Origin of the sequence: Aquimarina rhodophyticola (assembly GCF_042434915.1) — a bacterium.
In the GTDB taxonomy this organism is placed as follows: domain Bacteria; phylum Bacteroidota; class Bacteroidia; order Flavobacteriales; family Flavobacteriaceae; genus Aquimarina.
The window spans coordinates 1,985,928-2,004,270 of record NZ_CP170198.1 but is presented as its reverse complement, the minus strand read 5'-3'; the positions used below and the strand labels follow the sequence as shown (position 1 = coordinate 2,004,270).

Sequence of the window (18,343 nt, the reverse complement as noted above, 5' to 3'; positions counted from 1 at the left end):
TTGTTTTAATTTTTGGTTTTAATTTCTATACCATTCTCGTCAATTTTTACTTTTACGGGTTCGTTATTAAGTTCTAGGCCATCTTCGTCAATTTTAAGATTGAACTCTTGATCTTCGTTTGACTCATATTCTTGAGCCTCATCATCATTCCATCCCTTGTATTTCCATTCTCCATTTTGATCGTTCTCAGGACAATCTTCACAACTAAGCTCACCTTTACTTAAAGTTAGGTAGTTCCCCTCTTTACCCGATAGGGATATATAGTCATCATAGTTCCAAGAATTGTTATAACTAGTAGTGTTTTTATCGGCTATTATTGTGATATTTTGAGGTAGTGTGAGGATTACTTGTATTTCTTGATCACGGTATTTATTTTTAATAGCGGTTAAGGCGTGACCATCTAATGTTAATACATTGTTTTTAAATTCATATTTATAAAGTAAAGCGTTGGCTGCATTGCTAGCATTATCATAAGAAAATCCTTCAGCTCTTTTTACTATTGACATACGGGCGGTAGTATCGTTGCTTTCTTTAACATATAAGCGTATATCCTGTAACACAATAACCTGATTACCCTCTGAATCTTTACGAATCTTATAGTCATTACGGTGTGATAAGTGGCGAATGTATCTTCGATTATGCTGCATTTTTATTTGAAGAGTATCACTTTTGCTTACAGGAAGAATGATCTCTTCTGAAATTACTTCTGCAGTATAGTTCTCGAGCGTAGCTTGTCTAATTCCTATGACAGCTAATCCCACTGTGGAAATTATCCAAAGCGCTAATAGACCTAGTTTTGCGGTTGTCCCGATAGATTTTAGATTAGGTATCATAATTTTTAAACCTAAAATAAATAGGAAGAAAAAGGGAATTCCTACCGCCAAGAAGGTAAAGGTAGCAATCAACCAAATCGAAACATTACTATGGTTTAATACTTGTAAATGCTCGTTTAATGGCGTATCAATTAGACCAAAAGTACTTACTGCAAATAAACCAAAGAATAAGCTGATAAGTGTAACACCTGCTACAATCATTAATAAGACCCCGATAAATTTTATAGCAATTTTGAATAGAAAAATAAGTACATCTCCTAAAGCATCAAAGAAAGAAGTAGAACTACTCTTAACCTTTGAACTATACTTTTGATAATCTACGTTTTTTACTGAATCAGCGACATCATTAAAACCTTCCTTTATTTTTTTTTCTATGGTATTGATGTTAACCGGTTTTCCTTTCATCGCCAGCTTATCTGCCGTGGTTTTTGCTTCGGGGACAAAAATCCATAAAGCAATATATATAAGAATAAAGCCTCCACTTGAGAAAATTGTAAATAAAATCCAAGCTAATCGAATCCATACAGGATCTATCGCCAGATAGTGTCCTAATCCGCTACTTACACCTCCTACGTAGGAGTTGGTTGTGTCTCTAAAAAGAGATTTAGAACGATGTGGATTGACTTGAGCAGTCGTTTTTGGTTCATCTTCAAAAATATCTTCATCAATTTGATAATCCTCAGGTTGTCCCATAACTTCTATTACAGCATCTACCTCTTTGTGTCCTATTACTTGACGCTCATCTTTAATTTTTTCATTAAAAAGCTCTGCAATTCTGGCTTCAATATCAGCGATGATTTCATCTCTTCCTTGTGAATCGGTAAACGAACGTTTTATAGCGTCAAGATACCGTTGAAGTTTCATATAGGCGTCTTCATCAATATGAAAAAATATGCCAGCAAGGTTTATATTAACTGTCTTATTCATTTTATTTATTTTTTTGTTTGGTTACCAAATTCACAGCGTCCTGTAGTTCGCTCCAAGTTGTGTTAAGTTCTGTCAAAAACACTTTACCAGTGTCTGTGAGTCCATAGTATTTTCTAGGTGGTCCTGATGTAGATTCCTCCCAACGATAGCTAAGTAATCCAGCATTTTTAAGTCGGGTTAATAAGGGGTAGATAGTGCCTTCTACAACTAGCATTTTTGCATCTTTAAGTGTTTCAAGAATTTCTGCCACATAAGCATCGTCATCTTTGAGTATAGAAAGAATGCAATATTCTAGAACACCTTTGCGCATTTGCGCTTTTGTGTTTTCGATCTTCATAAAGAGATTTTTTAAAAGTTAAACTGTTCATTTTGATTGATTGATGATTGTATTTATTTGATGAATTTTATAGTAAGAGGGTATTGATAAACTTCACCATTTTTTGCTTTGATTGCGGCATTGATTATAAATATAATTTCTAAAAAGAAGCCTATCAGAGCTATAATGCCAATAAAAGAGGCACCTGCGAGCATCCATAAGCCTCCACTATGGTCAAAATTAATATGCCAATCGTGTCCATGCATGATATCGGAAATTGACATATGTTTAAAAAAGTTAAACACAAAAAAAGGAAAAGAAAGAGTTCCCATAATTATAGTGTATAAGAGAATACTTAGTTGAAAATTAATAGCTTCTTTACCATGGTTATTTACAAAATCGGATTTGTCTTTATTAGTAGACCATAATAAGATCGGGATAATATAATTACCGAAAGGAATAAAAAACTTAGTAAAAATACCTAAGTGAATAAAAGTTGCAATGTTTTTGTGATTAGTGTCTGACATGATGAATGATATAATAGTTGCTTATGCAAATATATGTTTAAAAAAAGGTATTATGCAAAACATAGTACCATAATTTAACATAAATTTAAGATTAAGGTTTATTTGTACACTCGATATTTTATGGATATTTTAGGTGTTTAAAATAGAAATTTATGACGATCACACCACGTAAACTGAACCTTTTTAGCCTTTTTAAATTACCTTCTGCATGGCTTTGTGGAGTTCGAGTTAAATCCATAGATGCGCAACAATGTACGGTACATGTAACCCATAGGTGGATTAATCAAAATCCTTTCAATTCTATGTTTTGGGCGGTGCAAGGCATGGCTGCAGAGCTTAGTACGGGTGCACTTGTAGTAGGTTATATTAAAGATTCTAATATACAAATCTCTATGTTGGTGGCACAAAATAAAGCTGTATTCACAAAAAAGGCAACAGGTAAGATAATTTTTAAATGTATTGATGGTTCTTTAATCAAAGATGGGATTGAAAAAGCTATCCAGACGGGAGAAGGACAGACAGTTTGGATGAAATCTATCGGAATAAACAGTGAGGGACTTGAGGTTTCTCGATTTGATTTTGAATGGACTGTCAAGGTTAAACGATCTAAAAAATAAATTATGTTGTAACAATATTTTCTCGTTAGCGTCCTATTTGTAAAGTATTCACGAATTAATAATATACGATGACAGCACACGAAATTGACTATACCATACACGGAGAAGAAATGCAATATGTAGAAATAGAACTAGATCCGCAAGAAGGCGTAATTGCAGAAGCTGGAAGTTTTATGATGATGGAGGCTGGTATTAAAATGGACACCATCTTTGGAGATGGCTCTGCAAAAGATCAAGGATTTATTGGGAAAATTTTTGGAGCAGGAAAAAGATTACTTACTGGAGAAAGCCTTTTTATGACTGCATTTTATAATGAATTGAGCGGAAAGCGAAAAGTAAGCTTTGCTTCTCCATATCCTGGTAAAATAATCCCTGTGGACTTAAATCAGTTTCATGGTAAATTTGTTTGCCAAAAGGATGCTTTTTTATGTGCTGCAAAAGGAGTGTCTGTGGGTATTGAATTTTCTAGAAAATTAGGACGCGGACTCTTTGGGGGAGAAGGGTTTATTATGCAAAAGCTAGAAGGTGACGGTATGGCCTTTGTACATGCAGGAGGCACTACTGCAGTAAAACATCTTGCTGCGGGAGAGCAACTAAAGGTAGATACAGGATGTATTATCGGATTTAGTAAAGAAGTAAATTATGATATAGAATTTGTTGGAGGTATTAAAAACACCATTTTTGGAGGGGAAGGGTTATTCTTTGCAACACTAACAGGTCCAGGAACTGTCTTTATACAATCACTACCATTTAGTCGATTAGCTAATCGCGTACTAGCCTTGGCGCCAAGAGAAGGAGGTAAGAGTAGAGGAGAAGGAAGTATTTTAGGTGGAATAGGTGATATCCTAGATGGCGATAATAAATTTTAACAATGTTAAATAACGGATTAAAAACAATAATTTTGGTTTTATTTCGCTATATTCGTTTAAACAACGTTCATTACGTAAATAAATTCCTACAAAAAGAAGTAGGAAAACTAACAACTTTAAACCCCTAATATATATGGCTAGAGCAATGTTTGATTACACCAAAACTGTGCTTGACAAAGTAAGTTTTGATGTTAATTTATTTACAAAGGAAGTTATCAAAGCAATGAAACGCTTACTTCCACATGAGATCGACGAATTAAAAATTTGGATTCAATCTCTAGCGCTCAATAGACCAGAACTACAGCCTTGTCTGGTATATTTAAAAAACTAAGAATAAAAAAAAGCGACTTACGAGTCGCTTTTTACTTTTCCTAAAGGACTTATAATAGCCACATTTTGAAAGGTTATTGCTCCTTTGATAATACTAGCTATTGTACTGTGAAGTACATCGATAATTTGCATTTTTAATTCACTTTTATTAAAAATTAAACTAACTTCTCTTGCAGGACTTGGCTCATTAAAATAATGTAAATTTTGCTTTTCATTCTCCTTAATATCCAGAGTATGTAGATATGGCAATAGGGTCATGCCTAACCCCTCATTTGCTAATTTTATAAGGGTTTCAAAACTTCCACTTTCTAGTTGAAAGTGATCATCGTCGTAATTTTTATCAATTTTACAAAGATTGATAATTCCATCCCTAAAACAGTGTCCATCTTCTAGCAATAACATATCATCAATATCCAAATCTGCAACATCGATTTTGGACTTTTGATTAAGACGATGGGTTGATGGAATGTAACCTACAAAAGGTTCGTAATAAAGTACTTTCTCTTTAATTTGAATGTTCTCTAAAGGTGTGGCAGCGATAGCTGCATCCAAATGACCATCTAATAATCGTTGAATTATGGTTTCGGTATTGAGCTCTTCAATTTTAAGTTTTATTTTAGGGTATTTTTTAATAAACGTATTTAAGAACATAGGTAGCAGTGTGGGCATTACTGTTGGTATTACTCCCAGTTTAAATTCTCCTCCAATAAAGCCTTTTTGTTGGTCTACGATATCTTGAATTCTTTCACTTTCATTAACAATATTACGAGCCTGCTGTACTAATTTTTTACCAACTTGTGTAAGTGCAATCGGTTTCTTGGTTCTATCAAAAATTTGAATATCTAGTTCGTCCTCTAGCTTCTGTATTTGCATACTTAAGGTAGGTTGCGTAACAAAAGTTTTTTCTGCAGCTTTAGTAAAATTTTGATGCTCTGCAACAGCAAGTACGTAGCGTAATTGAGTGATTGTCATTTTAATTGTCTTTTACGCAACGAAGATACAAAAGCTATTGATAAAAATTATACATTAAAATTTAAAAATCTATTTTATCTATATGCTTATATGTAGCATTTCATTTATAAAATACCTCTCGCTTTTATTTCTAGATATTTGTTAATCGTATCCATAGTCAAATTTTGAGGAGTAGTAAGGATAGTTTGGATACCGTGTTTGCGTAAAATTTTTACCATCTGTTGCTTATCTTGTACAAATTGAGCGCCAATGGTTTGATCATAAATATCTGAAATTGTTTTTATTGGCATATCTGTCAATTTATTGAGCGTAGTGTTTTTAAAAAATATAACAACAAGTACATGTTTTTTTGCAAGTGCTCGTAAATAAGGTAGCTGACGTTCTAATGCTGAAAGATGTTCGAAGTTTGTGTACAACAAAAGTAAACTACGTCGTGAAATTTTCTTTTTGGTGTGTGCATATAACATTCCGTAATCGGCATCCAAAAAAGCGGTCTTTACATTGTATAAAGTTTCCGACACCATGTCTAATTGACTACGCTTCTTGGTAGCAGGTAAAAAACTTGAAATTTGATTAGAAAATATCAAAAGTCCCACTTTATCTTGTTTACGTAAAGCTATATTTGAAAATGCGAGCGAACTATTAATGGCATAGTCTAATAAGGATAGTTCATCAAAAGGCATTTTCATCACACGACTTGTATCTATGATCGAATATATTGGTTGTGATTTTTCATCTTGAAATTGATTGATCATTAAATCACCGCGTTTTGCAGTAGCTTTCCAATTAATAGTACGTATATCATCGCCGGCTACATATTCTTTAATTTGCTCAAAAGCCATCGTATTTCCAAGGCGTCGTGTCTTGCGAACTCCTAAAATATGGGAATTGGTTTGTAACGCATAGATGTCATATTTTTTCATTTGAATGAAGGAAGGATAAACTTTGACAAGATGATCTTCTTCAAATGCGTAGCGTCTTTTAACTAATGCCAGTTTTGTACATACGTAGATATTGAGTTTTCCGAAGCGATATTCACCTCGTGTTACGGGCTTAAGTTGATACGTAATTGAAGATTGAGACATAGATTTTATACTACAATGCTTTATAAAATCACGTTTTTGAAATTGAAATGGAATTTCGTCTATAATTTCTGTTTCAATATCAAATAGATACGCATTTTTAATTTGGATGTTGATAACATTAATATCACCATTCGAAAATTTATCTGATAACTCTCTATAACCAATGATTCCGTTTTTATTTCTATATAGCGCAATAATATCAAGTGAACAAAGAATAAAACCACCCAAGGTAAGTAGCCATACAAATGGATAAAGTACCGCTATCCAGTAGGACAAAAAGAACAAAATGGCGAGTAATCCTAGCGAGTAGTATATACGTTTAGTGAGATATAATGATTTAATTAAGTTAAGCACAATTATCTTGGGATTTCTATAGATTGTAAAATCATATGCATTACTTTCTCCTCGGTCATACCTTCCATTTCTCTTTCTGGTGAAACCATAATTCGGTGTCTCATAACTGGGATTACAGATTTCTTGACATCCTCTGGAGTAACAAAATCTCTCCCACTAACTGCAGCAAAAGCTTTTGCACTGTTCATAATTGCAATCGAGGCTCTTGGAGAACCACCTAAGAATAGATGAGGATGTGTTCTTGTTTTAGTTACTATCTCTGCTATATAATGCAATAATTTTTCTTCTATAAGTACGCCTTGAACTTTATCTCTATAAGCATGAAGCGTATCGATATCAAGAACTTGTTTAATCAAGTCTAGTGGGTTTTTTACAGTACGTTCATGATGAGATTGTAAAATAGCTACTTCATCATTAAAAGAGGGGTATTGCACTTTGATTTTAAATAAGAATCTATCCAACTGTGCTTCGGGCAAGGCATAGGTACCTTCTTGTTCTATTGGATTTTGGGTAGCAAGCACCATAAAAGGAGATTCCATAGTATACTGTATACCATCCATCGTGATTTGTTTTTCTTCCATGACTTCAAATAACGCTGCTTGAGTTTTTGCTGGAGCACGATTGATCTCATCAATTAGGATGATATTAGAAAAAATAGGCCCTTTTTTAAATACAAATTCGCTAGTTTTAAGATCAACGATAGAGGTGCCCAACACATCACTAGGCATCAGATCAGGAGTGAATTGAATACGACTAAAATCGGTGTTTAAGGTTTTGGCAAATAGTTTTGCAGTAACAGTTTTTGCGATCCCAGGAACTCCTTCAATCAATACGTGACCTTCAGCTAACAAAGCAATCAATAATAGTTCAATAAAATCATTTTGTCCAACAATTACCTTGGATAGTTCTTGTTTAATTATAGTACAGGTTTGTTGTAAATCTGTTAGATCGATCCTATTTTTAAAAGATATGGATTGATTCGATGAGTCTTGACTAGTTATTTGAGGTTCTTTGTTGGATTCTTGGGTCATGATATTATTTTTTATACTAAAGCCCCATAAGGCAATTATATTTATTTTTGTTCTAGATACGTTTTTTTGAAAATATGTATGTTTTTTACCAGATTAATGAGATCCTCATTAGTAATTATTTCTCTGGTTTTTAACTGCGCTATTTGTTGAAACAATCGTTTAGTAACTTCTTCAGAGTTGCCTGTTTTTAGAGAGATCTCTTTATAGTTTTTTTGTGTAGCATCATTCAATGTCAAGCGCAATTCTTCTCGTAAAAATGAATAAAACAATTGAATTTGCATGGTCGCAATTGCTTTGTGATCCTTTCGGTTAAGATACATTGCACTAATGGTTTGTGCAAATGCCACGGTTTGATTTTTAAGTGGTGTTAGTATTGGGATGCTACGTTGTTTTCGCTTACTCTCAAAAATAACAAATAACAGTACACCAAATAGGACCGTATAATAAGCCCATTTTAATGATTTAGTTTTAAATAGTAAGTAAAGTGGAGAAGAATACGAAATCTTTCCTGATTTATAATAATTATCCCAAAGTACATTTTGATTACGGCTAACGTATGCCAATAGGTTTTGTGTATATTGATAATTTTGATCTGTCAACATAAAATAATTGCCAAATGCTTCAGGAAACGCATGTAATATTATTGTACCTTTTCCGAAGGACTGAGAAATATAGTTAAAAGTGTTGTTTGAGACACTGTCTGTGACATTAGTAAGTCTTACGCTTCCTAAAACTTTGGTGTTCGTTGTATCAATTTTAGAAAAATATGGAATATGAATACTCCGATTGTAGGAATAGTTACCACTACCTCGCAAAAATTTATTTGTAAGGGTGACTATAGGTTGAGTCTTTATATCGGTAGTTGCGACCAAACGATCTGTCTTAAGATGTAACGTATCTAACAATTGATTTCCAAAACTCTTTGCCGAAATAAATAAGGTGTTGCCTTGGTTTACCCATTGCAAAATATTATCTAGTTCTTCGCTCTCAAAATTAAGATGTTCATTAATAAAAAAATAAGTTCCAGAGATGGTATCCTTAGCTACCAAAAACTCATAAGGAGGTTGGTCGATATCTTTAACTAAATCATGTGAGTCTTTTAATAAGTCATAAAATACATAAGTACCCAGAGGTATCTTGTCTAATTTTGAATAACTAGGATACCAATTGATAGGTTCTGGCTGTACTGCTTCATAATAGGTAATTAACGCTAGTACTCCTACAAGTATAAATGCGGTTATTTTGTATCCATTGCTCATGGTGTTATAGAAGTAATGTGGTTACGAAATTGCAAAAATTTAGTTTCAAACTGTGAATAACTAATAGTATCAATAGCAAAAAAACCGTACCAAATAAAATTATATAGCTGTGTGAGTTCTTCAAAACCAACTTGTAGTGGCAGTGATTTAATTTCTAAGAGATAATCAGCATTTGTTTTTTGAGCAGCTAATGTAATACTCTGACTGTTTGCAAGTAGTTTTATTATCATTAGATAGTGGTACCTAATAGCGAGTCGATAGTTACCTGCTGTCCTTGCGTTCTCAATTAATTGATCTATATTTTTATTCTTAATAATTTCTTGATCATCCTCTAGTACTACATTCTCAAGAGCATCTTTCTTTTCGAGAATACGTCCTACTTTACCTTTGACAAATAGCCAAATAATAAGTGCCAATATAAAGAGTAGTACAATGTATGGTAAAATTGCTAAAATAAGTGCCCATGTATCTGATACCTCTCCAATGTCAAAAACAGTATTTAAAAGCTTGTGCCACCATTCTTGAATCCAATGTTTAAATTGCGTCCACCAAGTAGCTTCCATTTCTATTTCGGTATAATCAAAATCCTTTGATTTTTTATACTCCGAAAGTTTGTCTTTATCAAAAGATATGGGTTGCAACGTACTTGCTGTATCAATTGTAATCTGTAAACTAGCAAGATTGGAATAGTTTGTATTAGCCCGAATAGAAAGAGATCCCAGTACCAATATGACAATATGGAATATAGCTATCTTATTCTTCAAGATCACTGTTTTTTCCTATACTATCAATCTCCTCGAGTACACCTGTATGGTATTTTTTCTCATGTAAATTGAAATAAATCAATGCCGAAGCTACGGCTGTAATGCTATAAAGAAGATATTGTGCTGCTGATGCAACAGAGTTTAAAACTATATAAACCCAATCTATACCGTCAGATGGATTGAGATATGAACTTTCTGAAGCGGCAACAAAACCTTTAGAAAAAGTATAAATCATTGCTGGCACAGAAAAAACAAGTCCAATCAAAGAGATTAGAACACCTACAACTAATAAGGTTCCAAAAGTTACCCACCATTCTCCTTTAATCAATTCAAAACTTCTAGAAATTACATCTGTAATAGATCCACCTTCAAACACCATAATAGCAAAAACTAAGCTAACAGGAACATAAAAGTAAATGCCAGGTAACACACAGAGCATGGCTCCAAAACCCATTAAAAGACTAGAAAGAATACCTAAACCTAAAAATTTTAAGAAGTTATCGGCAACTGCATCTTTTATTTCATTAGCATCAATGGCATGTTCATCTTTTATATAAGCTTTGATATAGTGTAGTACAGTGCTGAACAAAACAGAGTAAAACAATACCATTGTAATAAATAGAAAAAGCATTGCGATAAAAATACCGCTAGGGTCTCCTAATTCATACGGGTTATAGCCTCCTGGATTAAAAATTTTTGAAGATAGTTGTGTATAGTACCCAGTTGCTACTAATGCTAACAAAAATGGAATTAACGCGGTCTTAAAAAGAATGGATAGTAGTGGTTTAAAATGATTCCTTAAAAAAGAAAAGGTATCATTAATCACATCTCCTAATTCACGTTTTTTTCTAAAAGTTATAGTTTTTTCAGTATTCATGTATGGATAGATTTATGCACTTTTATTGGGTAAAAAATATAATAAAAACTAATTAATAGTATAGACAATGTTATAACAAGGATAGCGAGCCAATCAGGCATTTCGGTATGTCTAGTTACAAAACCTTCAAGAAAACCTGCAATGATGAAAAAGGGAATGGTACTTATTACGATTTTAAGTCCAGCCTTGGTTCCACGAACAAACGAAGCAAGTCGTGTATAGGTTTTAGGAAACAAAATAGAATTACCTACTACCAACCCCGCAGCTCCTGCAACGATAATTACAGAAATTTCTATAACTCCGTGTATCCAGATAGTTCGAGCACTTTCCCACAGCAAATTTTTTTCGTAAAAAAAGTATTGAAAGGAACCAAGCATGATAAAATTTTGCATGAGAATAAAAAGTGTGCCAATACCAAATAGTACTCCAAAAGCAAAACACATTAATGCAACACGAATATTGTTGATAGTGATGCCTAAAAACATATCGGTTTCTCCCATTTTTTTATATACCGCCATTGGATCCTCGTTGGCTATATTTTGCAACGTCATGTTGACATAAGCATCCCCCAAAATAGATCGCACAAATGCACCATCGGTTGCAGCAGAGTATGCACCAATTGCTGTAAATAAAATTGCGATTAAAAATGCAATTAGTAATTCTTTTTGATAGTAATAAAATTCGGCAGGAAATTCTTTTAGCCAAAACGAAATTATACGATTCCCCTTTTCTTTTTTTGTCTTGTAAATTCTTTGATGTGCTTTGGATGCAAGTGTATTTAAATAATTGGATGTTTGGCTTTTGGGGTAAAAAGTTTGTGCATAGCTTAAATGATCTGTAACTTCGATATATACATCCGAAAGTTCTTTTGGCGAAACTTGATCAGTATTATTTAAAACACTTTCAAATCTTAACCATTTATTCTTATTTTGCTTCACAAATGCTGCTTCGCGCATGTATCATTAAATTAAAAGGATAAAGTAACATAATTCATGGATAACTTTCAAATAGAAACGGCTCAAAATGTGAGTATACAGCAAAATGTAGCGGGCGTAGGAGATCGTATCTTAGCTTTTTTTATTGATTCATTATTTATAGTGGCATATTTAATTTTGGCGGTATTGTTAATGAGTCAGTTAGGTGGTAATTTGTCAAAAGGGTGGATCGTACAAATGTTAATAAGTCTACCTGTATTTTTATACTACGTTCTATGGGAGACATTATGGGATGGTAGAACACCAGGAAAAGCGCTTGTAAATCTACGTGTGGTTCGTATTGATGGTTCTTCTCCTAGTTTTTCTAATTATTTGATACGTTGGTTGTTACGTAGTGTTGATATAACTTTAGGCTTTGGAAGCGTTGCTATTGTTACTATAGTTGTAAAAGGGACAGGACAACGATTAGGAGATTTGGCTGCAAATACAAGAGTGATAAGTGAGCGTAACCGTATCTCTTCTGGTCAAATGCTATTTAACAATTTAGCGGTGGATTATGCTCCCATGTATCCTCAAGTAACAGTTTTTAGTGATGCAGATATTCAAAAAATTAAAAAAATATTTTATGAGGCACGAGCGCATCGTGAACAAAAAGTTTTACAACAATTAGCAGATAGAATTGCAAAAGTTATGGATATACAAGTAGCAACCTCACCAAAAGAATTTATAGATCGAATTCTGGAAGATTACACCTATTTTACTCAGCAAGACTAGTGTATATTACTTAATAACTTTTGCAGTTATAAAAATGTTCTCTTTTGGCCATTCGCTTTGATCTACCGGTACATTAGAAATTTTGTCCACTACGTTCATTCCCTTTATTACTTTGCCAAAAATAGTGTGTTCGCCATCGAGGTGATGTGCTCCTTTTTTGGAGACCACCACAAAAAATTCATAAGGAGTTGCACGATTTGAAGGATTATCTACCCATTGTTTTGATAATGCTACTGCACCGCGCTCATGTTTTAATCCAGCTATAGGTTCTTGAGGTAATGTATATTCTCCAATTTCAAAACGTTTTTGAGCCATTTCTTTGCGATCACTATTACCACCTTGAATTACAAAATTCTTTGCAGCTCTATAAAAAAAAGTTTCGTCAAAATAACCCTCTTTAACCAGATAGATAAAATTAGCACGATGTATTGGTGTCTTCTTATACAACTCAATTATAAACGAGCCATAACGAGTTGTTATTTTTACAATTGTTTCGGGGTTTTTGACTCCATATGTAGTCATAAATTCAATTACATTTTGATTGGTAAGTTTAGTACCCGAATCTTTAATTGTGGTTTTCGTATCTATTGATTGTGTTAAAGTATCATGCGTCAGAACCTTTTTTTGACCTAATTGAGATTTAACTTTTTTGATCGAATCATTGGTAGATTGAGTCTTTTTATTTTTATTAGATTGTGTATCTTCACAACTCGAAATAATAAAAACCCATACCATAAGGCTAAACTTTAAAATAATTCTGGTCAATGACATTTGAAAAATTTATACAATTGATTCCAAAAATAAAGAAAATGTCAGTACCAGGCGAATATTCTCATTTTCTTATGGCTCCCGAGTTGCGTAAGCAAGAGTTAAATGGCTTAGCTATCCAAGAAAAAAATCCAAGACATGCAGCGGTTATGATGCTTTTTTACCCAAAAGATGCTATTACGCATTTAGTATTAATACTAAGGCCTGAGTATGAGGGCGTACACTCGGGACAGATAGCCTTACCAGGCGGCAAAGTTGAAACCTATGATGCAACATATAGTGAGGCAGCATTAAGAGAAACTTGGGAAGAAATAGGTGTTGAAAAAGAAACTGTGAAAATTATATCCCCATTAACCAAAGTATATATACCACCTTCAAATTTTTGGGTACATCCATTCTTAGGGTATACAGAGGTTTTACCAAATTTTGTACCACAAATAGAGGAAGTGGCTAAGGTTATCCAAGTGCCGTTGAACGAATTATTGAACGATACAAACATAAGCTCCAAAAAACTCACTACATCCTATGCTCAAAACATACAAGTACCATGCTTTAAATTAAATGGTTATGTGATCTGGGGAGCAACGGCAATGATGTTAAGTGAACTTAAAGTGTATATAAAGTCTGCTATAGGATAAGGATTTTGTATCTTTGATCCTCGATTTTTCTAATGCTTATTAAAACCTTTATCGTGAATACCTGTTAAAAAGTTTTATGATTTAGAAAAACAAATATTTAAAAAATCAGTTTAGGCTGTAAATACAACTAACAATCTTAAAAATTATGGGATTATTTAAAAGGAATCCTTTTGGACATATATTGTTTTTAAAAAAATGGCTCATACGTATAATGGGGGCTTTAACCCATCGTCGTTATCGTGGTTTTAATGAATTACAGATCGAAGGGAGTGAGATTTTTAAAGAACTACCAGAGCAAAATGTATTGTTTGTTTCTAATCATCAAACCTATTTTGCCGATGTTGTAGCTATGTTTCATGTATTTAATGCCAGTTTAAGTGGACGCGTAGATTCTATTAAAAATATAGGATACCTATGGGATCCAAAGCTTAATTTATACTATGTTGCTGCAAAAGAGACTATGAGAGCTGGGCTATTGGCAAGAGTTTTGGCGTACGCTGGTGCTATAACGGTAGAGCGTACATGGAGAGCCAAAGGTCAAGAGATTAACCGTCAGGTAAAATTAAGTGATATCACGAACATATCACGTGCATTAGAGGACGGTTGGGTAATAACTTTTCCGCAAGGAACAACGAAGCCTTTTAAACCAATTCGTAAGGGAACAGCTCATATTATAAGAAAATATAAACCGATCGTTATACCTATTGTTATAGATGGTTTTAGACGATCCTTTGATAAAAAAGGAATCCGTATCAAAAAACGTGGGATCTTACAGTCTATGGTTATTAAACCCCCATTGGATATTGATTATGAAAATGACTCAATTGATGATATTGTAAGTAAATTAGAATACTCTATAGAACAGCATGCTTCTTTTTTAAAAGTGATACCGCAAGAAGAGCTTGAAGCTGAAGAAGCACTTAATCAAAAGCGTCGTTGGGAGTATTAATATTAGATTAGTACTAATTACTCTAACCATTCTTTAAAATCTTTTACACGCTCGCGACTTACAATAATTTGATGATTTGCTGTAGCTTTTAATTTTAACTGAAGTCGTGAATTTGTGTAGGAGATGATATCTTCGATAGCATTAATGTTAATTATATACTTTCGGCTTACCCGATAAAATGTCCTAGGATCTAATTCGTTTTCTAGCAAATCTAATGTGGTATCTAATACATAACTTCGATCTTCGAGAGTATGGATATAGGTCCCCTTATTTTCAGAATAAAAACAACTTATTTCGCTAATCTCGATAATTTTTATATGCTGTCCAATACGAACCGGATAGCGCTTTTTATACTCGGGAGTGGTCTGTAATAATTTTTTAATTGTATTAACATCAAACGGTTGTATCTCATTTGAAACAAAGTGTTTTTTAAATTTTTGAATAGCAGTTTCTAATTCATTGGCTTCAATAGGTTTCATTAAATAATCAATACTATTTAATTTAAAAGCTTTTAACGCATACTCATCATAAGCAGTGGTAAAAATAATTGCACTTGTAACAGAGATTGCATCAAAGATTTCAAAGGAAAGACCATCGCTAAGTTGAATGTCTAAAAAAATTAAATCGGGATGCGGATGTGTCGAAAACCATTGTATGGAATCGGTTACAGAGTGCAGCATGGTTTCTGGCTTAAAGCCTAATGTTTCGAGCATCCTACTCAATCTTCGCGCTGCAGGACGCTCATCTTCAATTATCAAAATTTTCATTATACAAGTTTACAATTCAAAATTAGTTATATATACTTTTGTTAATTGTTATTCCCATCGTTGCTCAGCTTCTTGCTCTTCTTCCATATATTTTTTAATACGTTGTTCTTCCCAATCTTTATCAAAAACGGGATTGATACGATAGGCTTTGATCGCATGAAAAGCTAATCCAATACCCCAGCCAAATGCAGCCCATAGAAACCAAGGATTTCTCCATTCATTTTGATAGTAGTTAATAATAGCCAAAAATGCTATTACGATGCAGTATGAAAATAAATTGTTATAAAATTTTTTCAATTCATCCACTCGTTCTTTTGCACGTTGATATCTTTTTTTATCTTCATAATTTTCCATAAGTAAGTTATTTTAGTTGATATTATAAATATTGTTGATAGGGTTTATTTAAAAATCAGGACGATCCATATATTCTTTAATTTTTCGTTCTTCCCAAGCTTTACTAAACACTGTGCCTCTGCCAAAAACGGATAATCCGTGAAAAACTAAGCCTATGCCCCAGAAAATAGGGGTGATAAAAATATTCCAGTGAAACCAGTCTTGAAAGCTTTGAGAAGAGTTATTCATTGTAAAAAAATCAAAAACGTTGGATCGAAGTATAAGGAGCAGTACATTTATAATCACATATACCGTTACGTGACTGTAAAAACTCTTTTCTCTTTTCACTCTTGCTTTTGCTCTCTTATATAGGATGTGTTGTTTACTATTATTCATAGCCTTTGTTTTTTGATTCTTTTATAAATTTTTTAATCCTTTTCTCTTCCCAGTCTCTACCAAGTATTGGATTATAATTAAATGCATCCATTGCATGAAATAGTAATCCTAATCCCCAACCTATAATAGGAAACCAAACCCATGGTAAATCAAAACCCGTTGTTCGATAATTAATAAAAACTAAGAGAGGAATTACAATGCAATAAGCCATTAGGCTAAAGTAGAATTCTTTAATTTTTTGTACCCGTTCCTGTGCACGCTTATATTTGGTTTCTTTTGGATTTTCGAAACTAGTGGTCATATCCATATTTTTATTAGTTACTAATTTAGTTAACATCGGGAGTTTTGCTGTAAATGTTTCTTTTGATTTATAAACAAGAAACTCTCTTTTTGTCAATAGTGAAAAACGCTGTTTGATATTAGCCAACCCCATTCCACTGCTTTGAACAAGTATTTTTTTTGGTTGTAAATTATTTTCTACCAACAAAAAACCATCTTCCTCATATATTCTAATGAGTAAGGGTTTTGCAGGATTTACGATATTGTGCTTAATAGTGTTTTCTAATAATATCTGTAACGATAGGGGAACAATTTTGGCATCGGGATTAGAGGACTGCGTAGGAATCTCAATTTGTATACTATCTTCAAACCGAAGCATAAGAAGTTTCATATAGGTTGTAGCAAATTTCAACTCGTCATCAACACTTACCAATTCTTTGTCTTTTTGTTCCAAAACATATCGATATACCTTTGATAGAGAGGTTGTAAATTCTTGGGCCGTAGTAGGGTTTTCTTCAATAAGGGAAGTCAGTACATTAAGACTATTAAATAGAAAATGAGGGTCTAATTGATTTTTGAGCGCTGTAAATTTTGCAGAAGCGGTTCCTGCTATAATTTTTTGCTCGGTTACTTTTTTCTCTTGTAGTGCTTTGTAAAAGTACATTGCATGAAAGAATAACGAAGCAATTGTGGTGAATAATAAAGGTATTACATAATCTCCAAATGTCTGACTAGCTAAAAATTCTTGTGTGGTTTTTACTCGTAAAATTAAAACCATTATTACATAAGTACAAATCATGTAACCAATCATGGTAACAAATATAGATCCACCTGCACCAATTAATATACGACGTAAGCCTTGATTTTTCCATTCAAATTTATGATTAATAAATCTAAAATAGATCGAATTTATAATTGTAAGAAACATGGAGTACATAAAGTTTATACCCCACCATTGTACCGTAAAAATGTAAGTAGTATTAAATCCATTAGTAAGAAGTACGATCAGCGCGACTGCTATAGAAATGATTCCCGTTACAATAAGTACAAGTTTAATATCTTTCATAAAATAATTTTTGAAATGCCTTAAAGCTAAAGTTAACAAATATATGCCGTTATTCTCTGCAGTTTTTTTGAATACGGGATATTTGATTTAATCCCCATGTTGGATAATAGGGATCGGTATTTGTACTTTTTTTGAATAAAGGGATCGCTCTATCAACCTCGGCGCAATATATTTTTGGATCTTTACCAAAATACTTGGCAGCTCCCATTTTCCATTCGGCATGGTTTATTATAGCTCTGGGGTTCAAGGAGTCTATTTTTTTTGCTTGTTGATATAACGCTTCTACTTTAGGAGAATGAGTCATACCATATTTGGCTGAATCATAAACTACATATGCTGTGTTAAGCATAGCTTCAAGAACTAATAATTCTGCATTATCCTTGGTAATCGATTTGGCAGCGTTTAGAAATTCTTGAGCTTTAGTTAGTCGTGCTTCAATCATTTCGGCATCTCCTATTTGATATGCATCAATAATGTTAATCTGAGCTGCATAATAATAAGGTAACCATTCTTTATTTTCGGCCTTGGCTATTCGTTCAAAAAGATTGGCTGCTTTATCGACGTTGTTACTTTTCCAAAGTTCAAAAGCTTTTTTCATCCCTTCATCATAGGGCGTTTGTGCTATAAGTGTGTTAAGGGTAAAACTTACTAGAATTACTATAATTGTTTTCATACGT

General features: G+C 33.2%; 22 protein-coding genes. 6 read left to right on the top strand and 16 right to left on the bottom strand.

What is annotated here, in order from left to right:
- Window positions 1–5: 5 nt before the first annotated feature.
- Genes ACE939_RS08720 through ACE939_RS08710 form a run of 3 tightly spaced genes read right to left on the bottom strand, consistent with a single transcriptional unit; the run spans window position 6 to window position 2,603 of the window.
- Window positions 6–1,760, bottom strand: coding sequence for a PspC domain-containing protein (locus tag ACE939_RS08720; protein WP_378184924.1), 1,755 nt, complete (start codon window positions 1,758–1,760; stop codon window positions 6–8).
- 1 nt (window position 1,761) lies between these two features.
- Window positions 1,762–2,097 (bottom strand): PadR family transcriptional regulator, encoded by a 336-nt coding sequence (locus ACE939_RS08715; RefSeq protein ID WP_378184922.1) that lies wholly within the window; start codon window positions 2,095–2,097, stop codon window positions 1,762–1,764.
- Window positions 2,098–2,150: 53 nt separating this feature from the next.
- Complete coding sequence (locus tag ACE939_RS08710) at window positions 2,151–2,603, bottom strand: DUF4870 domain-containing protein (protein WP_378184920.1); 453 nt, start codon at window positions 2,601–2,603, stop codon at window positions 2,151–2,153.
- Between the two features lie 152 nt (window positions 2,604–2,755).
- Here ACE939_RS08710 and ACE939_RS08705 point away from each other — a divergent pair, with 152 nt between their 5' ends.
- The 3 genes from ACE939_RS08705 (at window position 2,756) to ACE939_RS08695 (ending at window position 4,420) form a co-directional block, all read left to right on the top strand.
- Window positions 2,756–3,220, top strand: a complete 465-nt coding sequence (locus tag ACE939_RS08705; protein WP_378184918.1) for a DUF4442 domain-containing protein — start codon at window positions 2,756–2,758, stop codon at window positions 3,218–3,220.
- A 68-nt stretch (window positions 3,221–3,288) separates the two neighbouring features.
- Complete coding sequence (locus ACE939_RS08700) at window positions 3,289–4,089, top strand: TIGR00266 family protein (protein WP_378184916.1); 801 nt, start codon at window positions 3,289–3,291, stop codon at window positions 4,087–4,089.
- 133 nt (window positions 4,090–4,222) lie between these two features.
- Window positions 4,223–4,420: a hypothetical protein gene (locus tag ACE939_RS08695; RefSeq protein ID WP_378184914.1), complete on the top strand. Its 198-nt coding sequence runs from the start codon at window positions 4,223–4,225 to the stop codon at window positions 4,418–4,420.
- A 17-nt stretch (window positions 4,421–4,437) separates the two neighbouring features.
- Here the strand turns inward: ACE939_RS08695 and ACE939_RS08690 are convergent, their stop codons facing one another.
- The 7 genes from ACE939_RS08690 to ACE939_RS08660 all read right to left on the bottom strand — a co-directional run bounded on the left by ACE939_RS08690 (window position 4,438) and on the right by ACE939_RS08660 (window position 11,717).
- Window positions 4,438–5,391, bottom strand: a complete 954-nt coding sequence (locus ACE939_RS08690; RefSeq protein ID WP_378184912.1) for a LysR substrate-binding domain-containing protein — start codon at window positions 5,389–5,391, stop codon at window positions 4,438–4,440.
- 104 nt (window positions 5,392–5,495) lie between these two features.
- Complete coding sequence (locus ACE939_RS08685) at window positions 5,496–6,752, bottom strand: DUF58 domain-containing protein (RefSeq protein WP_378184910.1); 1,257 nt, start codon at window positions 6,750–6,752, stop codon at window positions 5,496–5,498.
- Between the two features lie 80 nt (window positions 6,753–6,832).
- Window positions 6,833–7,861 carry an AAA family ATPase gene (locus tag ACE939_RS08680; protein ID WP_378184908.1) on the bottom strand — a complete coding sequence of 343 codons (1,029 nt, stop codon included), beginning with the start codon at window positions 7,859–7,861 and terminating at the stop codon, window positions 6,833–6,835.
- Window positions 7,862–7,902: 41 nt separating this feature from the next.
- Window positions 7,903–9,120, bottom strand: coding sequence for a DUF4350 domain-containing protein (locus tag ACE939_RS08675; protein WP_378184906.1), 1,218 nt, complete (start codon window positions 9,118–9,120; stop codon window positions 7,903–7,905).
- Window positions 9,117–9,884: a hypothetical protein gene (locus tag ACE939_RS08670; RefSeq protein WP_378184904.1), complete on the bottom strand. Its 768-nt coding sequence runs from the start codon at window positions 9,882–9,884 to the stop codon at window positions 9,117–9,119. Before ACE939_RS08670 ends, ACE939_RS08675 begins: the two co-directional genes overlap by 4 nt.
- Window positions 9,874–10,761, bottom strand: coding sequence for a hypothetical protein (locus ACE939_RS08665; protein ID WP_378184902.1), 888 nt, complete (start codon window positions 10,759–10,761; stop codon window positions 9,874–9,876). The genes ACE939_RS08670 and ACE939_RS08665 overlap by 11 nt, the downstream gene beginning before the upstream one ends.
- Window positions 10,758–11,717: a stage II sporulation protein M gene (locus ACE939_RS08660; protein WP_378184900.1), complete on the bottom strand. Its 960-nt coding sequence runs from the start codon at window positions 11,715–11,717 to the stop codon at window positions 10,758–10,760. Before ACE939_RS08660 ends, ACE939_RS08665 begins: the two co-directional genes overlap by 4 nt.
- 36 nt (window positions 11,718–11,753) lie before the next feature.
- Here ACE939_RS08660 and ACE939_RS08655 point away from each other — a divergent pair, with 36 nt between their 5' ends.
- Window positions 11,754–12,470, top strand: coding sequence for an RDD family protein (locus ACE939_RS08655; protein WP_378184897.1), 717 nt, complete (start codon window positions 11,754–11,756; stop codon window positions 12,468–12,470).
- A gap of 6 nt (window positions 12,471–12,476) precedes the next feature.
- Here ACE939_RS08655 and ACE939_RS08650 read toward each other — a convergent pair whose 3' ends face one another.
- Window positions 12,477–13,241, bottom strand: coding sequence for a peptidylprolyl isomerase (locus ACE939_RS08650; protein WP_378184894.1), 765 nt, complete (start codon window positions 13,239–13,241; stop codon window positions 12,477–12,479).
- Between ACE939_RS08650 and ACE939_RS08645 the strand changes: the two genes are divergently transcribed.
- Both ACE939_RS08645 and ACE939_RS08640 read left to right on the top strand, forming a co-directional pair.
- The gene (locus ACE939_RS08645) at window positions 13,235–13,876 is read left to right on the top strand and encodes an NUDIX hydrolase (RefSeq protein ID WP_378184892.1); all 642 of its coding nucleotides are present in this window, start codon (window positions 13,235–13,237) and stop codon (window positions 13,874–13,876) included. The two genes, ACE939_RS08650 and ACE939_RS08645, sit on opposite strands and share 7 nt — an antisense overlap.
- Before the next feature lie 145 nt (window positions 13,877–14,021).
- On the top strand, window positions 14,022–14,825 hold the full coding sequence (locus ACE939_RS08640) for a lysophospholipid acyltransferase family protein (RefSeq protein ID WP_378184890.1): 804 nt from the start codon (window positions 14,022–14,024) through the stop codon (window positions 14,823–14,825).
- 17 nt (window positions 14,826–14,842) lie between these two features.
- On the opposite strand, the gene ACE939_RS08635 is transcribed toward ACE939_RS08640, so the two are convergent.
- Genes ACE939_RS08635 through ACE939_RS08615 form a run of 5 tightly spaced genes read right to left on the bottom strand, consistent with a single transcriptional unit; the run spans window position 14,843 to window position 18,339 of the window.
- A complete protein-coding gene (locus tag ACE939_RS08635; RefSeq protein ID WP_378184888.1) occupies window positions 14,843–15,592 on the bottom strand; it encodes a LytR/AlgR family response regulator transcription factor in 750 nt (249 codons plus the stop codon).
- 48 nt (window positions 15,593–15,640) lie between these two features.
- The gene (locus ACE939_RS08630; RefSeq protein ID WP_378184886.1) at window positions 15,641–15,946 is read right to left on the bottom strand and encodes a 2TM domain-containing protein; all 306 of its coding nucleotides are present in this window, start codon (window positions 15,944–15,946) and stop codon (window positions 15,641–15,643) included.
- Window positions 15,947–15,994: 48 nt separating this feature from the next.
- Window positions 15,995–16,321, bottom strand: a complete 327-nt coding sequence (locus tag ACE939_RS08625; RefSeq protein WP_378184884.1) for a 2TM domain-containing protein — start codon at window positions 16,319–16,321, stop codon at window positions 15,995–15,997.
- Window positions 16,314–17,666 (bottom strand): 2TM domain-containing protein, encoded by a 1,353-nt coding sequence (locus ACE939_RS08620; protein WP_378184882.1) that lies wholly within the window; start codon window positions 17,664–17,666, stop codon window positions 16,314–16,316. Before ACE939_RS08620 ends, ACE939_RS08625 begins: the two co-directional genes overlap by 8 nt.
- 49 nt (window positions 17,667–17,715) lie before the next feature.
- A complete protein-coding gene (locus ACE939_RS08615) occupies window positions 17,716–18,339 on the bottom strand; it encodes a hypothetical protein (RefSeq protein WP_378184880.1) in 624 nt (207 codons plus the stop codon).
- Window positions 18,340–18,343 lie beyond the last annotated feature (4 nt).

Coding starts and splice junctions, on each gene's coding strand:
- ACE939_RS08720 (WP_378184924.1), bottom strand. CDS start 1,760: ATGAATAAGACAGTTAATATAAACCTTGCTGGCATATTTTTTCATATT.
- ACE939_RS08715 (WP_378184922.1), bottom strand. CDS start 2,097: ATGAAGATCGAAAACACAAAAGCGCAAATGCGCAAAGGTGTTCTAGAA.
- ACE939_RS08710 (WP_378184920.1), bottom strand. CDS start 2,603: ATGTCAGACACTAATCACAAAAACATTGCAACTTTTATTCACTTAGGT.
- ACE939_RS08705 (WP_378184918.1), top strand. CDS start 2,756: ATGACGATCACACCACGTAAACTGAACCTTTTTAGCCTTTTTAAATTA.
- ACE939_RS08700 (WP_378184916.1), top strand. CDS start 3,289: ATGACAGCACACGAAATTGACTATACCATACACGGAGAAGAAATGCAA.
- ACE939_RS08695 (WP_378184914.1), top strand. CDS start 4,223: ATGGCTAGAGCAATGTTTGATTACACCAAAACTGTGCTTGACAAAGTA.
- ACE939_RS08690 (WP_378184912.1), bottom strand. CDS start 5,391: ATGACAATCACTCAATTACGCTACGTACTTGCTGTTGCAGAGCATCAA.
- ACE939_RS08680 (WP_378184908.1), bottom strand. CDS start 7,861: ATGACCCAAGAATCCAACAAAGAACCTCAAATAACTAGTCAAGACTCA.
- ACE939_RS08675 (WP_378184906.1), bottom strand. CDS start 9,120: ATGAGCAATGGATACAAAATAACCGCATTTATACTTGTAGGAGTACTA.
- ACE939_RS08665 (WP_378184902.1), bottom strand. CDS start 10,761: ATGAATACTGAAAAAACTATAACTTTTAGAAAAAAACGTGAATTAGGA.
- ACE939_RS08660 (WP_378184900.1), bottom strand. CDS start 11,717: ATGCGCGAAGCAGCATTTGTGAAGCAAAATAAGAATAAATGGTTAAGA.
- ACE939_RS08655 (WP_378184897.1), top strand. CDS start 11,754: ATGGATAACTTTCAAATAGAAACGGCTCAAAATGTGAGTATACAGCAA.
- ACE939_RS08645 (WP_378184892.1), top strand. CDS start 13,235: ATGACATTTGAAAAATTTATACAATTGATTCCAAAAATAAAGAAAATG.
- ACE939_RS08650 (WP_378184894.1), bottom strand. CDS start 13,241: ATGTCATTGACCAGAATTATTTTAAAGTTTAGCCTTATGGTATGGGTT.
- ACE939_RS08640 (WP_378184890.1), top strand. CDS start 14,022: ATGGGATTATTTAAAAGGAATCCTTTTGGACATATATTGTTTTTAAAA.
- ACE939_RS08635 (WP_378184888.1), bottom strand. CDS start 15,592: ATGAAAATTTTGATAATTGAAGATGAGCGTCCTGCAGCGCGAAGATTG.
- ACE939_RS08630 (WP_378184886.1), bottom strand. CDS start 15,946: ATGGAAAATTATGAAGATAAAAAAAGATATCAACGTGCAAAAGAACGA.
- ACE939_RS08625 (WP_378184884.1), bottom strand. CDS start 16,321: ATGAATAATAGTAAACAACACATCCTATATAAGAGAGCAAAAGCAAGA.
- ACE939_RS08620 (WP_378184882.1), bottom strand. CDS start 17,666: ATGAAAGATATTAAACTTGTACTTATTGTAACGGGAATCATTTCTATA.
- ACE939_RS08615 (WP_378184880.1), bottom strand. CDS start 18,339: ATGAAAACAATTATAGTAATTCTAGTAAGTTTTACCCTTAACACACTT.